12 protein-coding genes are annotated in these 15,829 nt (G+C 48.8%); 2 read left to right on the top strand and 10 right to left on the bottom strand.

Features of this window, described 5'->3' with window-relative positions; all coding sequences use genetic code 11:
- Positions 1–76 precede the first annotated feature (76 nt).
- From spoIVA to BUA56_RS15865, 7 genes are all read right to left on the bottom strand, one after another.
- Positions 77–1,546: a stage IV sporulation protein A gene (gene spoIVA / locus BUA56_RS15895; RefSeq protein ID WP_072853484.1), complete on the bottom strand. Its 1,470-nt coding sequence runs from the start codon at positions 1,544–1,546 to the stop codon at positions 77–79.
- A gap of 92 nt (positions 1,547–1,638) precedes the next feature.
- The gene (locus BUA56_RS15890; protein ID WP_072853482.1) at positions 1,639–3,372 is read right to left on the bottom strand and encodes an NADH-dependent [FeFe] hydrogenase, group A6; all 1,734 of its coding nucleotides are present in this window, start codon (positions 3,370–3,372) and stop codon (positions 1,639–1,641) included.
- Positions 3,366–5,198, bottom strand: coding sequence for an NAD(P)-binding protein (locus tag BUA56_RS15885; RefSeq protein ID WP_072853480.1), 1,833 nt, complete (start codon positions 5,196–5,198; stop codon positions 3,366–3,368). The genes BUA56_RS15890 and BUA56_RS15885 overlap by 7 nt, the downstream gene beginning before the upstream one ends.
- A 196-nt stretch (positions 5,199–5,394) precedes the next feature.
- Complete coding sequence (locus BUA56_RS15880) at positions 5,395–7,083, bottom strand: [FeFe] hydrogenase, group A (RefSeq protein WP_072853478.1); 1,689 nt, start codon at positions 7,081–7,083, stop codon at positions 5,395–5,397.
- Positions 7,084–7,094: 11 nt separating this feature from the next.
- Positions 7,095–8,966: an NADH-ubiquinone oxidoreductase-F iron-sulfur binding region domain-containing protein gene (locus tag BUA56_RS15875; RefSeq protein ID WP_072853476.1), complete on the bottom strand. Its 1,872-nt coding sequence runs from the start codon at positions 8,964–8,966 to the stop codon at positions 7,095–7,097.
- Complete coding sequence (locus BUA56_RS15870; protein ID WP_072853474.1) at positions 8,963–9,442, bottom strand: complex I 24 kDa subunit family protein; 480 nt, start codon at positions 9,440–9,442, stop codon at positions 8,963–8,965. The genes BUA56_RS15875 and BUA56_RS15870 overlap by 4 nt, the downstream gene beginning before the upstream one ends.
- A gap of 230 nt (positions 9,443–9,672) precedes the next feature.
- Complete coding sequence (locus BUA56_RS15865) at positions 9,673–11,187, bottom strand: 4Fe-4S dicluster domain-containing protein (RefSeq protein WP_072853473.1); 1,515 nt, start codon at positions 11,185–11,187, stop codon at positions 9,673–9,675.
- A gap of 245 nt (positions 11,188–11,432) precedes the next feature.
- Here BUA56_RS15865 and BUA56_RS15860 point away from each other — a divergent pair, with 245 nt between their 5' ends.
- On the top strand, positions 11,433–12,917 hold the full coding sequence (locus tag BUA56_RS15860) for a putative DNA modification/repair radical SAM protein (protein ID WP_072853472.1): 1,485 nt from the start codon (positions 11,433–11,435) through the stop codon (positions 12,915–12,917).
- 23 nt (positions 12,918–12,940) lie between these two features.
- A complete protein-coding gene (locus tag BUA56_RS15855; protein WP_072853471.1) occupies positions 12,941–13,705 on the top strand; it encodes a TIGR03915 family putative DNA repair protein in 765 nt (254 codons plus the stop codon).
- 62 nt (positions 13,706–13,767) lie between these two features.
- Here BUA56_RS15855 and BUA56_RS15850 read toward each other — a convergent pair whose 3' ends face one another.
- The 3 genes from BUA56_RS15850 to BUA56_RS15840 all read right to left on the bottom strand — a co-directional run.
- The gene (locus BUA56_RS15850) at positions 13,768–14,619 is read right to left on the bottom strand and encodes a bifunctional 5,10-methylenetetrahydrofolate dehydrogenase/5,10-methenyltetrahydrofolate cyclohydrolase (RefSeq protein ID WP_072853470.1); all 852 of its coding nucleotides are present in this window, start codon (positions 14,617–14,619) and stop codon (positions 13,768–13,770) included.
- Between the two features lie 15 nt (positions 14,620–14,634).
- Positions 14,635–15,264, bottom strand: a complete 630-nt coding sequence (locus BUA56_RS15845; RefSeq protein WP_072853469.1) for a cyclodeaminase/cyclohydrolase family protein — start codon at positions 15,262–15,264, stop codon at positions 14,635–14,637.
- Between the two features lie 113 nt (positions 15,265–15,377).
- Positions 15,378–15,829, bottom strand: a 452-nt coding sequence (locus BUA56_RS15840; RefSeq protein ID WP_139249492.1) for a formate--tetrahydrofolate ligase, incomplete at its 5' end; no start/stop codon positions are given.

Raw genomic sequence — 15,829 nt, 5'->3', positions numbered from 1 at the left:
TTATGCCTTGCATACAGCCATCCACGTTTCTGAAATTACAATTCAGCGCCGGCAGACAGGACTTGCCAGTATCTGGTCAGATTATAATACAAACCATGCCGCCTTTGCTGTCATTTACAATTTTCTGCATGGTATCCTGGAGCTTCACCTGACTTTCGTCGCTGATCTGTACGAGCTTTGTATGGATTCCGTCTTCTACCAGCTGCTCAATGGATTTACCAAAGATATTTGTCTGCCAGATGCTTTCCTGGCGCTGTTCCCCGGCTTTGATATACGCAATCAGATCTTTTGCCTGCTCCTCGCTTCCCACAATAGGGGCAATCTCCGTCTCGATGTTTGCTTTTATCATATGAATGGACGGACTAGAGGACTTTATTTTGACTCCGTATTTATTGCCCTGCTTAATGACAACCGGTTCTTCCAGAACAATTTCACTGCGATCCGGAGTTACCACCCCGTATCCTTTACCCCTAACAGAGGAAAGGGCATCCTGGACCTTAATGTACTCTTCATGCATTCTGGAAAGCTCTTTCATGGTGTGTATCAGCTGGTATTCGTCAGAGATATCTACCCCTGTCATTTCACTCAATATCTCGTAATAGTATTTTTCATCCATTTCCAGATGTACCTTTACCTTGCCTGTGGCAAGATCTACCTGATCAATAACAGCTTTATTAATGTAGGAAGAAGACATCTGGAGATTATCCTTTGAGATATCTCTGACATACTTCACCTTCCCCAGCAGCTCTTTAATATTAGCAATCAGGTCAGACTTCAGATAGTGGCTGGGAGGCAGCATCTCCACCCATTTAGGTATGTAGAATTCCAGCTGAACTACCGGAAATTCATAGAGAACCTTTTCCAGAATCCGCACGATATCATCTTTTCTTAATTGTTCGCAGTTGACACTAATCACCGATGCGTTGTATTTCTTCTGCAGAGACTGTACCAGCTGTACGGTTTCTTCTTTATATGGTTTTTGCGAGTTTACAAGCACCAAAAACGGCTTCCCCTGCTTTTTTAACTCCTGGATTGTCTTCTCTTCACTGTCTATGTAATTATTTCTGGGGATTTCACCGAAGGAGCCGTCGCAGGTAACCACAAGACCTATGCTGGAGTGTTCCTGAATTACCTTTTGTGTCCCTACTTCTGCCGCCTGGTGAAAGGGGATCTCATAACTGAACCAGGGTGTTTTGACCATGCGTTCCTTTTCCTCTTCCATATTCCCGGTGGCTTCCGGCACCATATAGCCCACACAGTCTATCAGCCGTATCTTTGCTTTCACATCATCACTCAGTGTAACCTCTGTTGCCTCCTTGGGAATAAATTTCGGCTCTACAGTGGTAATCAGCTTTCCGGAACCGCTCAAAGGCAGCTGATCTCTAACTTCTGCCTGCTGGTCCTCCGGCATATTCGGCAGGGCAACCAGCTCCATGAAGCGGCGGATGAAGGTAGATTTCCCGGTGCGTACCGGGCCTACTACGCCGATGTAGATTTCCCCTTTTGTGCGGGCTTGTATATCTTTATACACATTATATGTATCCATTCAAAATACCCCCTTGTTATACTGATACAGTATATGCAGGGGGGTATCCTTTCTATGACACTATTTTAAAGCAAATCGCACGCCGTGTAATCTTACTGCTCTCCGGGCATCTTCCAGGCATGGTGATCCGTGTGCAGCAGCTCATGGGAGCGGTGTGACAAAGGTCTCTGCAGATAGCACTCATAGCACTTCTGAACCGATGGATTCTCGTGGGAAAATCTCAGATCACTGACCTTATCCAGGCCGTAGAGATTATCGGCACGGACGCCTGCCAGTTCTTCTCCGTCTTTAATCGGCTGTCCGCCTCCGCCTGAGCAGCCGCCGGGACACGCCATGATTTCCACAAAATCATACTGTACTTTGCCTTTCTGCAGGGCGCGGAGCAGCTTTCTGGTATTGCCCAGACCGCTGGCCACGGCAACCTTAAGGGGGGTTCCGGCCAAGTCAAAGGTGGCTTCCTTCCAGCCGTCCATTCCTCTCACTTCTTTAAAGGCATCCGGATCGGGATTCGTCTTTGTCACAAGATAGTAAGCGCTCCTAAGAGCAGCCTCCATAACCCCTCCGGTAGCTCCAAAGATTACGCCCGCACCGGATCCCACGCCCAGAGGCATGTCAAACTCTTCCTCCTCCAGATTTGCCGCAACGATATGTTCCGCACGGATAAGGCGGTCTACCTCTCTGGTGGTTAATACAACGTCAACGTCCTGGCCGGCTCCCGCATCATTCATGTTGGGCAGGGCACACTCATGCTTCTTGGCCAGGCAGGGCATAATGGATACGGAAAAAATCTTTTCCGGATCTACGCCTAAAAGATCTGCATAATAACTCTTGGCCATTGCGCCGAACATCTGCTGGGGTGACTTTGCAGAAGACAGCTGATCTACCATATCCGGGAACTGGGATTTGGCAAAGCGCACCCATCCGGGACAGCAGGAAGTAAACATCGGGAATGTTTCTTTCTCTTTATTTCCCAGACGTTTCAAAAATTCACTGCCCTCCTCCATAATCGTAAGGTCAGCCGAAAAATTCGTGTCAAATATATAGTCAAATCCCATCCTTCTCAGAGCGGATACCAGGCGTTTCACAGTGGCAAACTCCCGTTTTAGCCCCAGACTTTCACCCCAGGCGGCACGGACAGCAGGTGCAATCTGTACTACCGTTATCTTATCCGGGTCAGCCAGCGCATCGAATACGATATCTGTGTCATCCCGTTCTCTCAAAGCCCCTACCGGGCAGTGGGTGATACACTGTCCGCAGAGTGCACAGTCAGAAGCTTCCAGCTTTCGGTTTCCCGACACATCTACCGTGGTGCGTGAGCCTGTATTAGCCAGATCCCAGATGCCAAGCCCCTGTACCTTATCGCAGATCTGAATGCAGCGCATACATTTAATACATTTCTTATAATTGCGGTACAGCGGAAAATCTTTTGTAGATTTGCTGTGGGGAAGCTGTGTTTCATAGGGGACTTCCAGAATTCCCAGGTCATTGGATATTTTCTGAAGATTGCAGTTTCCGCTTCTCACACAGGTGGGGCAGTTCCCTTCGTGCTGGGACAGAATCAATTTTACATTTGTCTTTCTTGTCTCCCTTACCTTGGGGCTGTTTGTATATACGGTCATCCCCTCTTCCACAACATTGTTGCAGGAGGTAACCAGCTTTTCTTTTCCTTCTATTTCTACCACGCAGACACGGCAGGCACCAATTTCATTAATTTCCTTCAGATAACAAAGGGTAGGGACAGGAATGCCGGCAGACGCTGCTGCGTCAAGAATGGTAGTGCCTTCCGGCACTTCTACTACCTGATGGTCTATCGTCAGTTTTACCATTTGTCAATCCTCCCTCCTTTAAACACGCCGAATCCAAAGTGATCGCAGCGAAGACATCTCTTTGATTCCTGGCAGGCCTCCTCATGGGTCATACCGCACTCGATAAGTTCAAAATCATCCTTCCGTTCCGCGGCATCCCTTTCCTTCATATTTACCCGGCCGCAGGCGGGTCTGTCATCCAGACGGATCTTCGGAATCTCCACATCAGTGGTAATCTTGTGGTTGTAGCCCAGATACTCGTCAATATTAGCGGCAGCTACCTTGCCCGCTGCGATTGCCCGGATCACGGTTGCCGGTCCGGTGACACAGTCTCCGCCGGCAAAGACACCGGGGATATCCTTGATTCCGCTCCAGCTGAGGGCCTCAATTACACCCCGCTTCACAGGTATTCCGTAAGCCTCAAAGGATTTAGATTCAATGCCCTGGCCTATAGCCACCATAACGGTATCACATTCCAGACGCACTTTCGGGGCATCTGCGGCTTTTGGCGTGGGGCGTCCGCCTCTTACCTCACCGATAATCTGAGGCTGTGCCCAGAGTGCAGCCACCTTTCCGTCCTCATCCTTCTCGATATGGGTTGGGGCCATAAGTTCCATCACTTCACAGCCCTCCGCAATGGCGCCCTGTACTTCCTCAGGCATAGCTGTCATATCAGGAATCCTTCTCCTGTATACAATACGAACCCTGTCAGCCCCCAGACGCACCGCCGAGCGGGCTACGTCCATTGCCACATTGCCGCCGCCGATTACTACAATATCTTTTCCTGTAAAGTCTGGAACCTCATTATCTCCAATGCTTCTCAGAAGCTCTACCGCGGAGATTACTCCGTCCGCATCTTCTCCTTCAATCCCTATCTTTTTATCGATATGGGCACCGATCGCTATGTAAACGGCATGGAACTGGTTGCGGATATCAACAATATTGGGGTTTTCACCAATGGTTACCTCTGTCTCGACCTTTACCCCGATGGACAGCAGGGTTTCGATCTCCTTGTCCAGCACAGTTCTGGGCAGCCGGTAATTGGGGATTCCATACCGGAGCATGCCTCCCAGCTGCTTTCTCTGTTCAAAGATTGTAACCTCATGTCCCATCAGCGCCAGGTAATAGGCAGCGCTGATGCCTCCGGGTCCGCCGCCGATCACGGCAACTCTTTTGCCCGTTTTAGGCGCAGGTGCGGGAAGGGGAACATCTCCTGCATGATCTACCGCATATCTCTTGAGCCCCCGGATATTGATGGCGTCGTCAATCATATTGCGCCGGCATCTAGCCTCACAGGGGTGTTCACAGATCAGAGCACATACAGAGGGCATAGGATTGTCTTTGCGGATCAGGGAAACTGCATCTGCATACCTTCCCTCTGCAACCAGAGCAACATAACCGGGAATATCAACGCCTGCGGGACACAGTGCGACACAGGGTACCGGCTGATTCAGCTCGCAGGTACACCTGCCCCTTAATACGTGCTCTTCAAAATCTTCTCTGAAACCATTGATACTTTTCAGCACCATATTGGCTGCCTCGTATCCGATGGCACAGTCAGCGGAGTAATAAATGCCTCTGGCCGTTTTTTCGATTAAATCGATGGTTTCCAGGGTGGCATTTCCCTCCAATACATCCTCCATTAAACATTGCAACTGTCCTAATCCTACACGGCAGGGAACACATTTTCCACAGGTTTGCGCGTGACAGACCTTTAGAAAAGATACCGCTAAATCGACAGGACAAAGTCCCGGAGGACTGGCTACAATTCTTCGCTCCAGATCTTTGTAGAGTTCTTCTACTGTTGTCTGTGCTTTGTTTTGTGTAATTATACTCAGTCTACTCATGAGTACCTCCTTTCCAATCTCTTTCTGCTTTTTTTAACGCTTTGGGAATCTAGTTCCCTTTATTAAAACAGTTGCTCAGTGACTTCCCATATCACCAGCCTGCTGTTTCCGGAATGTTAAATTTTTGACATATAGACTGTAAAGATAGGGCCAGCCGAAGCAGGCGAGCCCCATCTTTATTCGTCTACACTGGTGTCTATGATTCTTGGTTATGTAATAACTGATGTACTTTGCCTTTTAATAATCCATCATACAGAGGAGCAATCAAAGGATTCTCGTCTGATTTCTTTATAATTGTTACATTGTCCGCATTATACAGACCTTTTTCTCTGGCAGCCTTTGTGCGGTCGCCGGCTCTTGGCGGCTGTCCGCCTCCCATGATACAGCCTCTGCGGCAGGCCATTACTTCTATTAAATGATAGCTGGCCTCTCCATTCCTAACCCGTTCCATCACCGTTCTGGCATTGGCCAGCCCGCTAACGATACAGATATTAAGCTGAGTATCATTGTATGGCAATGTAACCTCTTTGATTCCCTCACTGCCTCTTACCCCGCATTCAGAGATGGCATCCAGTTCTACTTTGCTGTGTCCCTCTGTCATACGGCGCAGAACCGCCTCTGTCACACCTCCGGTCACGCCGAAAATCATACCTCCGCCTGAGCTGAAGCCAAACGGCATATCACAGGCTTCTGGATCCAGCGTCTCAAATTCAATGCCGGAATTGCGGATCATGCGGATTAATTCCGTGGTAGTGATTACGATATCTGTATCCTGTTTGCCTCTTGTAAAGCTGTTGGGACGGATTGCCTCCATCTTCTTCGCTGTACATGGCATAACAGAGACTACAATTGTTTTCTTTCCGCCGGAATTTTTAGGACTCCGGTAATATTCTTTGATCACAGCTGAGAACATTCCCTGAGGGGAACGGCAGCTTGATATATTTTCAACAAATTCCGGATACTGGTCATGTACAAACTTAACCCACGCCGGGCAGCAGGAGGTAAGAAGCGGCAGATTCTCATTCTGCTCCAGTCTCTCCAGAAATTCTTCTGACTCCTCCATTACGGTAAGGTCGGCACTGAAGGCAGTGTCATATACCTCATCAAATCCCATTCTGTGGAGAACATTGACAATCTTGCCCATCACGCTTCTGCCTTTTGTAAGACCGAAAGAATCCCCCACTGCTACTCTGACCGCAGGAGCAATCTGGGCCACTACCCTTGTATCCTTATCCGCCAGGGCATCCCACACCTCATCCATATGAGTTTTAATGGAAATGGCACCGGTAGGACAATATACCCGGCACTGTCCGCAGTTTACACAGTCCGTTTCGGCCAATGGTTTGTCAAAAGCCGGCATAACCATAGCTTCTGTGCCCCGGAAGGCAAATCCGAGAGCGCCGATTCCCTGAATCTCCTCACAGGCTCTCACACAGTCACCGCAGAGAATACATTTGTTCGGATCTCTTACGATGGATGGAGAACTGGTATCCAGAGGACGAATCTCCCTGGTATTCTCGAACCGAACGTTGGTAACACCCATTCTGTGGGCCAGCTCCTGGAGTACACACTCCCCGCTCTTCACACAGGTCGTACAGTCTCTGCAGTGTGCTGCCAGCAGGAGTTCTACAATTAACTTTCTATATTTCTTGATTTTTCCTGTATTCGTATAGATTACCATTCCGTCCCTTGGCTCTTCGGAACAGGAGGCAAAGGTTCTGCCCCGGTCATCCTCTACTGTGCATAAGCGACAGGCACCAAAAGTAGATACTTCTGAATGGTAGCACAGGGTTGGCAGGGAGATACCCGCTTTCCTGATTACAGAAAGAACATTCCTTTCATCGGTAAATTCCACTTTTCTACCGTCAATCATCATATATCCCATGTCAAATCCTCCTATGCTTCAATATATACTGCATCAAATGCACAGTTATCCTTGCAGGCACCACACTTAATACAGAGATCGTTGTTGATGGTATACGCTTCCTTTAACTTACCTGTAATTGCCCCAACCGGACAGTTCTTCGCACACTTGCTGCATCCCTTGCAGAATTCAGGATTGATTTTAAAGGAGCGAAGAGCCTCACAGGTTTTGGATACACATTTCTTCTCCACAATATGTTCCACGTATTCGTCACGGAAGGTACGCAGAGTACTTAATACCGGCAGAGGCGCACTCTTGCCCAGTCCGCAGAGAGCCATGCTCCGCACCATCTCAGCCAGTTCCTCCAGCTGATCCAGGTCTTCCAGTTTTCCTTCTCCCTTTACAATCCGTTCCAGAATCTCCAGCATTCGCTTAGTTCCCTCACGGCAGGGGACACACTTGCCGCAGGATTCTCTCTGGGTAAAGCTCATAAAGAACCTGGCAACCTCTACCATACAGGTGTGCTCATCCATAACAACAAGACCGCCGGATCCTACAATTGCATCGTATTTCTTTACAGAGTCAAAGTCCAGGCCCACATCCAGGTGAGGAGTAATCAGACATCCGCCGGAGGGTCCGCCGATCTGTACCGCCTTGAATTCTCCGCCGCCTTTGATTCCGCCGCCGATATCGTAGATAATCTCCCGAAGAGTAGTTCCCATGGGCACTTCCAGCAATCCGGTATTCTCAATGGCTCCTGTAATAGAGAATGTCTTGGTTCCCGGGCTGCCCTCGGAACCAATGCTGCGGAACCACTCAACGCCTTTGAGGATAATGTTCGGAACATTGGCAAATGTCTCCACATTATTCAGTACGGTAGGCTTTTCCCACAGTCCCTTCTCCACAGTTCTCGGAGGCTTCACACGGGGCATTCCCCTGTTGCCTTCAATCGATGCCGTCAGCGCACTTCCCTCGCCGCATACAAAGGCGCCGGCGCCCCGGTTAATATGAAGATGGAAGGAGAAATCACTTCCCATAATTTTATCTCCAAGCAGATGATACTCCTCCGCCTGAGCGATCGCCATTTTCAGACGGGCTACAGAAAGAGGATACTCCGCACGAACATATATGTAGCCTTCCTGGGCGCTTACCGCGTACGCCGCAATGATCATACCCTCAATCATCTTGAAGGGATCGCCCTCCATTACACTTCCGTCCATAAATGCTCCGGGGTCTCCCTCATCGCCGTTGCAGACTACGTAGCGTACCTTTTCCGGCTGCCTGGCCACCTGTTTCCACTTTCTGCCCGCAGGGAATCCGCCGCCGCCCCGTCCGCGGAGACCGGACTGGTCGACAACCTCCACCACCTCATCCGGTTTCATATCAAAAATAGCCTTCGCCAGCGCTTTGAAACCGCCGGAGGCAATATATTCATCTATAGATTCTGCGTCTATATTTCCGCAGTTCTCCAATACAACTCTTGTCTGTTTTGCGATAAAGGGGATATCCTTAGGTTTCGCAAAAGCCTTTTCTCCCTTGTGATAGAACAAACGCTCAACCGGTTCTCCCTTCAGCACGGTGCGTTCAAAGATCTCCCGGCAGTCCTCAAGCTGTACCTTCACATACTGGTAGTGATAGGGTTCTATCCGGATCAGGGGACCTAACTCACAAATGCCCTGACATCCTGTCTTTACAACGCCAATGTGAGGAACATCCTTTTCCATCTCAACAGTTACACCCTCCAGATCTGCGCAGAGCTTTTTCATCTCATCGTAAATCTTCTGAGAACCAGTGGCAATACATCCGGTTCCGGCACATACTAAAATTCTGCAGTTGTAGGATTTGATCTCTTCAGAAGCAGCTTTTCTCTGCTTTTCCAATTCTTTTCTGCTATTGATAATCATAAGCCTTCACCTCTCAGTTCTTCCACTAAAGCCAACGCTTTTTCAGGAGTCATATTAGGATGCACTTCATCATTCACGGTCAAGGTAGGAGCCAGTCCGCAGGCACCCAGACAGGATACTGTTTCAACAGTAAAAAGCATATCATCTGTGGTGTGCTTTTTCTGGCTTAATCCTAATTCTTTAAACAAAGCTTCCAAAATAGGTGTGGATTTGCGGACATGGCATGCAGTTCCGTCACATACTTTGATTATGTACTTGCCTTTCGGCTCAAAGGAAAAATTCTCATAGAAGGTCGCTACACTGTATGCCTTTGCTTCCTTCACTCCAATCTCTTTTGCCACGTAAGTAAGTAATTCCCCTGGCAGGTACCGGTATTCCCCCTGGATGTCCTGCATAATGGGAATGAGCGAACTGGCTTTTCGTCCATAATGTTCGATGAACTCATCTGTCTTGGTGTAATAAGACTGATCTAGCATTTGTTTTCCTCCTTAAATTTGGTGTTCTGCCCAATAATAAAAGAGCTATGTGCTGCTGCACCCCTGAAAAATATGTATAAATTGCACATGCCCTAAAAAGTATTATACCTTATTGCCGTCTTTTTCACAATGAATTTTGATAATTTTTATTAACAATTTATCCTGTCTGATTATCCAAAAAAACTGCACCGCCTCCATGGAGACAGTACAGTCCTCTTTTCTTTTTCATGCTATTTCAGCTCAAGTTCAAACAGATCTTTAGCCGGTATCTCTCTGGAGGAAGTTTTCACAAATTCTTCTACCTCCCTGGCCGCTTTTTCAACCTGGATATTGGTGCCCGCACCTGCCACACAGCCGCCGGGGCATCCCATGCCCTCAATCAGACATCCGTCAAGTTTTCCCGCTTTGGCCAGGTTCAGAATCTTTCTGCACTCTGCCAGTCCCTCCGCGTGCTTAATATTCACCTGAATATCCGGATAATAAGCTTCCAGACATTTTTCAATCGCCTGTGCCACACCTCCGGCCACTGCATATCCCCGTCCGGCGCCCGTTGCATCCCCCTCTTCCAAAGAGGAGATGTCCCGCGGGTAGTCTTCCACCTGAATATCCCTGGCCAGAAACATACCTGCCAGCTCCTCAAAGGTGATCACAAAATCTACATCACTTCTCACCGCTTTTCTGGAGGCTTCCAGCTTTTTGGATGCGCAGGGTCCTATAAATACCACTCTGGCATTGGGGTGTTCCTTCTTTATGCTTCTTGCAGTAGCCACCATTGGAGTCAGTTCCTGAGAAATTTTATCTATCATATCAGGAAAATATTTCTTTGCCAGAACAGACCAGGACGGACAGCAGGATGTCAGCAGGAAGGGGAGTTCTCCTGTCGATACCTTTTCCGCATAGTGGTGGGCTTCGCTGGCAGCCCCTATATCAGCCCCCACAGCCACCTCGTATACGCCCCGGAAGCCCAGGTCCTTTAAGGCCTGCTTCAGCATCCCCGGGGTAACCTCCGGACCGAACTGTCCGATAAACGCAGGCGCAAGCTCCGCAATGATCTCCTCATTCTCTCTTAACGCTTTGGCCAGCTGGTAAATCTGAGATTTGTCTGAGATAGCCCCGAAGGGGCAGCTGACCATGCACATGCCGCAGGAGACACATTTGTCTGTCTGGATGCTGGCTCTCCCCTGCTCGTCGCTGCCAATGGCATTCACTCCACAGGCACGCGCACAGGGGCGTTCCTTTCTGGATATGGCATCATAGGGGCATTTTGCCTTGCATTTCCCGCATTTGATGCACTTTTCCTGATCAATAAACGCTTTCTGATTTACTCTGCTTATGGCGTCTTTGGGACACACTTCCATACAGGGGTGAGCAATGCAGCCTCTGCACATATTGCTGGCCTCATATTTTTTCGGCTCGCAGGCATCACAGGCAGATGGTATCACCTGCATCAGCGGCGGCTCATAATATTTCTCATCTATATTGCTCTCTTCAATCCCCTGCGTCAGATGTACCCATCGGTTCTCCGGACGCAGTGCCATCCCCATAGCCAGCCGGATTCTCTCACTGACAACCGCCCTCTCCCGGTAAATGCTTTCCCGGTACTGGGGTTTCTCCGTCACAATTTTATAGGGAATAGCCTCAATGTCGTCATTCAATGACTCCGCGCTGGATTCAAATCCCAGCCTGGCAATCTCCGTAAATACTTTTCTTCTCAGCTTTGTTACAGGTGTTTCCAGTCCTCTCATAATAGTCCTCCTCTGATGCAGCTGTTTTCGCCAGGGGACAATGCCGTAAGGCCCCCGGGTATACGATCATTCGCTTATACTATAGTATAGGAAGTATGCAAAATCAACCTCTCTGCTTGTTCTTTATTACATGCAATCCGGCTTTTGCAAACGTTTGTTCGATTTAATCTTGCTTCTGGCCGCAAACTATGGTATAATTGTAAAAGAACATATGTTTGCATTAATTATCTGACAGGAGAGCCAATATGAATACTGCAAATCAACTTACACTTCAGGATAAATTGACCGTTTTGGCAGATGCCGCCAAGTATGATGTGGCCTGCACTTCCAGCGGGGTTGACCGCCGGGGACAGAAGGGAAGTCTTGGGAACTCCTGTGCAGCAGGAATCTGCCATAGCTTTGCATCCGACGGAAGGTGTATTTCCCTTCTCAAGGTTCTTCAAAGCAATGAGTGCATTTATGACTGCAAGTACTGTCCCAACCGCGCGTCCAATGACAAGGTACGTGCGACCTTTACTCCGGAAGAGCTCTGTACCTTAACCATAGAATTTTATAAAAGGAACTATATCGAGGGCTTATTTCTGAGTTCCGGTGTATGCAAGAACCCAACCTATACCATGGAGCTGATGTACCGCACTCTCCTTCTTCTCCGCACCAGCTATCACTTTAACGGCTATGTGCATGTAAAAGCCATTCCCGGTGCCTCCCGGGAACTGCTTCTCCAAACCGGATACCTGGCGGACCGCATGAGTGTCAACATGGAGCTTCCTACCCGGGAAAGCCTGAAGGCACTGGCTCCCAACAAGTCCTTTTCCGGTATTCTGAAACCAATGGAGCAGATACAATCCGGCATCACCGGCTACCGTCTGCAGATAGGAAAGGATCCCCGCATGGAACGCAGCTTCTCCAACCGCTATCTGAGCAATACGATCTTTCAGTCCGGTCCTGCTCCAAGGCTTGAGACAGCTGCCCCGCCATCTGTATCCCTGCCCGCGGGCGTACAGCCGGTTCACCATACCGGCAACAAGCCTGCTCCCTTTGTGCCTGCGGGACAGAGTACACAGATGATCATCGGCGCAACCCCGGAGAATGACTTCCAGCTTCTTACTGCTACCCAGCATCTGTATCAGCAGTATGACCTGAAAAGAGTCTTCTTTTCCGCCTATGTGCCGCTCAACGAAGACTCCTGTCTCCCATCACTGGATACTGCGCCTCCGCTTCTCAGGGAACACAGGCTTTATCAGGCAGACTGGCTTCTTCGTTACTATGGTTTCCACGCCGAAGATCTGCTGAGCATCGAAAAGCCAAACTTTAATATTCTTCTGGACCCCAAGTGCGACTGGGCCCTTCGCCATCTTGAGTTCTTCCCTATGGAGATCAACCGTGCCTCCTACGAAGATCTGCTGAAGATACCAGGGATAGGGATGAAATCAGCTTCCCGGATTGTCCAGTCCAGACGCCAGGGGATGCTGGACTTTGAGCATTTGAAGCGAATGGGAATTGTGTTAAAGCGGGCGAAATATTTTATCACCTGCAAAGGACGGATGATGTACCGCATTCCCATACAGGAGGATTTCCTTACCAGGCAGCTGACCGGAGAGGACGCCCGGGCTAACTGGGAAATCGAGCACCCTCAGACCTACCGCCAGCTGTCACTTTTTGACGATATGAATCTTACAGCTTCCCCGACTGTTGAGGATGCGGCGAAAAGTATCAGCGGTCAATTCTAGTATTTAATGTAAGGAGCTGCCCTATGATTATATTTACCTGCAAGGATATATTCGAAGATATGATGACCTGCATCTATGATGCATGGGCAGAGGCCAATGCCATCGGACACAGCAGTGTACGTCTTATGACAGAGCCGGCCGGTGATATGGAACTATTCTGTGAATACAGACACGTAGACCCGGATCCCCAAAAGGTACAGAAGGTCATACGCACAATCCATAAAAAACTAAACTGGGAGGCCTATCAGCTGGTCTACAAATCAGCCATGTCTTTTGCCTCCAATAAGCTGGACGCTATCTACCGATTTCTGATTCTCGGTTTTGCCGCCGGTCCCCGGGTTCTCCAAATGCTCCAGGCTCCTCAGGTGATAACTGTTTTTGAGCTGAGCAGAAAAGTCACGAATGAGGCCCACTTATTTCGTGAATTTCTCCGCTTCGAGCGCATGGATCAGAACGTTTTGATGGCCCGCATCTCACCCAAATGCAATATTCTCACAATCCTGGGTCCCCAGTTTTCCGATCGCATGCCCTCGGAAAACTGGATGATTATCGATGATACCAGGAATCTGGCTGCCGTACACCCGGCAGACGAGGAATACTACCTCACTCCGCTTGGCCAGGCAGATCTGGAACAATTGAATGCCCACAGGGAGACTACAGACCCTTATGTTGCCCTGTGGAAATCTTTTTTCCGTACTATTGGGATACAGGAACGAAAAAATTATCAGTGCCAGAGAACCATGATGCCCCTGTGGTACCGCAAACACATGACAGAGTTTCTGCCCTAGGGAATTCTATAAAGCAAAAAAGAACCTGGCCATCCAGATTCTTTTTTGCTTCTCTATTCTGCTTATTCCAAAGTCCTCTTAGCAGCTTCTACCACATGGCCCACTAAAACAGAAGTGGTAACACTTCCCACGCCTCCCGGAACCGGAGTGATAGCCTCAACAACAGGTTCTGCCTTTGCGTAGTCAACATCTCCGCAAAGCTTCCCTTCTTCATTTACATTGATTCCCACATCTACTACAATCTGTCCAGGAGACAGATATCTGTCGTCCACAACCCCGGCCCGTCCGGCGGCTACGATTACCAGTTCTGCTTCCTTTACTACGGACGGCATATCTACCGTTCTGGTATGGCAGATCGTTACTGTGGCGTGTCTCTGAAGAAGCATCATAGCAGCAGGTTTTCCCACAACAAGGCTTCTGCCCACAACCACTGCCTTTTTACCTTTACAGTCGATTCCATAATGGTCTAAGATCTCCATACACGCCTGAGGGGTACAGGGAGGGAAGCCCTGCTTTGTTCCCGCAAATACCCCGACCATAGAGCCATCGGTAATACCATCCACATCCTTTTCCGGCTTCAGGGCTTTAATTACTGCCGCTTCATCCAGATGCTTGGGCAGAGGACGGAAGATAAGAATACCGTGAATCTTATCATCATTATTTACTTTCTCAAGTGTTGCCATTAACTCTTCCTGAGTTACATCAGCGGGAAGCAGAAATTTTTCATACTCAACACCGAGTGTCTCGCAGCGCTTCGTAGCTCCTCTCTCATAGGATACGTCATCAGGTCTTTCCCCTACACGGATGATCCCCAGTCTAGGCTGAATTCCTTTTTCTGCTAATCCGGCCACATCAGCCTTGATTCTCTCATTTAATGCTGCGGTTACTTCTTTTCCCAGTAATTGCTTTGCCATGTCTCTTCCCCTTTCCTATTTCAGTCTGCCAAGTACGCTCGCAAAAATTTCATCTGCTTTTTTCGGATATACATCCAGCATATGATCAGCTTTTTTATTTAACTCTTCTGCATACTCTCTATTTTTCATAGATTTTGTGTTGATGTACACATTTAAGCTGGCGCCCTCCAGAGCAGCTTTGCAGAAGGCTGCGCCCACGCCGGCATCACTGATTGCCAGGGCAGAACCCTTTGCTGCAAACTCTGCAATAATATCAATTGCTTCACAGCACTTTTCCATAATTTCCATAGGTACAGAGCACGCATCTTTTAAGACAATCTCCATCACTCTGGCCTTCTCAGCCTTTTCTTCTTCTGTCTCTCTCGGCATACCATAGGCCTTTGACAGGGGCTCGAAAACCTCCGCATCCTTTTCTACCAGTGTAAGCAAGTCTGCCTGCAGCTTGTCGCATTTTGCTTTCAGCTCATACATCTCTTCTTCCACATCTGCATATTTCTTTTTGCCTACGGTCAGACTTCCCACCATATTGCCAAGGGCAGTTCCGACGGCGCCCACCAGAGCAGATGCGCCGCCGCCGCCCGGCACAGGGGCCTTTGATGCTAATACTTCTACAAATTCATTACAAGGTACTGTTGAAAATCCCATGTTGTCCTCCTTAATGGTATGTAATATTTTTTTGGGACGGAGAAATACTTCCTCCGTCCCACTGAAACACGCAACTATGTGTAGAGTTCACAGTTTCCGTGTTATTACTACAGTTAGAATAATCCGGAAATCTTGCCTGTCTCATCCACATCAATCTTCTCAGCAGCCGGTACTTTCGGAAGTCCCGGCATAGTCATGATGTCTCCGGATAATGCTACGATGAATCCTGCGCCTGCAGAAATCTTCAGGTTACGGATGGTTACCTCAAATCCCTTGGGGGCTCCCAGCAATTTCTCATTGTCTGAAAAGCTGTACTGGGTCTTTGCCACACAGATCGGGCATTTGCCGAATCCAAGCTCCGTCAGCTGTTTTGCCTGTTTCTTGGCATTCGGGGTAAGCACTACACCGTCTCCGTGATATATCTTGGTTACGATGGCATTTAATTTCTCTTCGATGGTCATGTCGTCCGTGTAGGAGAAGGTAAAGTCGTTGGGCTCTTCCACCAGCTTCACTACCTCTTCTGCCAGGGCCATTCCGCCTTCGCCGCCCTTTGCCCATACTTCCG

Origin of the sequence: Lactonifactor longoviformis DSM 17459 (assembly GCF_900129135.1) — a bacterium.
In the GTDB taxonomy this organism is placed as follows: Bacteria; Bacillota; Clostridia; order Lachnospirales; family Lachnospiraceae; genus Lactonifactor; species Lactonifactor longoviformis.
The sequence above is the reverse complement of the archived record's forward strand: the minus strand, read 5'-3'. Positions and strand labels throughout refer to the sequence as shown.

What these genes read in the sequence shown, in the direction of transcription:
- spoIVA (WP_072853484.1), bottom strand. Translation starts at nt 1,546, where the DNA reads ATGGATACATATAATGTGTATAAAGATATACAAGCCCGCACAAAAGGG.
- BUA56_RS15865 (WP_072853473.1), bottom strand. Translation starts at nt 11,187, where the DNA reads ATGAGAGGACTGGAAACACCTGTAACAAAGCTGAGAAGAAAAGTATTT.
- BUA56_RS15850 (WP_072853470.1), bottom strand. Translation starts at nt 14,619, where the DNA reads ATGGCAAAGCAATTACTGGGAAAAGAAGTAACCGCAGCATTAAATGAG.
- BUA56_RS15855 (WP_072853471.1), top strand. Translation starts at nt 12,941, where the DNA reads ATGATTATATTTACCTGCAAGGATATATTCGAAGATATGATGACCTGC.
- BUA56_RS15875 (WP_072853476.1), bottom strand. Translation starts at nt 8,966, where the DNA reads ATGATTATCAATAGCAGAAAAGAATTGGAAAAGCAGAGAAAAGCTGCT.
- BUA56_RS15870 (WP_072853474.1), bottom strand. Translation starts at nt 9,442, where the DNA reads ATGCTAGATCAGTCTTATTACACCAAGACAGATGAGTTCATCGAACAT.
- BUA56_RS15845 (WP_072853469.1), bottom strand. Translation starts at nt 15,264, where the DNA reads ATGGGATTTTCAACAGTACCTTGTAATGAATTTGTAGAAGTATTAGCA.
- BUA56_RS15885 (WP_072853480.1), bottom strand. Translation starts at nt 5,198, where the DNA reads ATGAGTAGACTGAGTATAATTACACAAAACAAAGCACAGACAACAGTA.
- BUA56_RS15880 (WP_072853478.1), bottom strand. Translation starts at nt 7,083, where the DNA reads ATGGGATATATGATGATTGACGGTAGAAAAGTGGAATTTACCGATGAA.
- BUA56_RS15890 (WP_072853482.1), bottom strand. Translation starts at nt 3,372, where the DNA reads ATGGTAAAACTGACGATAGACCATCAGGTAGTAGAAGTGCCGGAAGGC.
- BUA56_RS15860 (WP_072853472.1), top strand. Translation starts at nt 11,433, where the DNA reads ATGAATACTGCAAATCAACTTACACTTCAGGATAAATTGACCGTTTTG.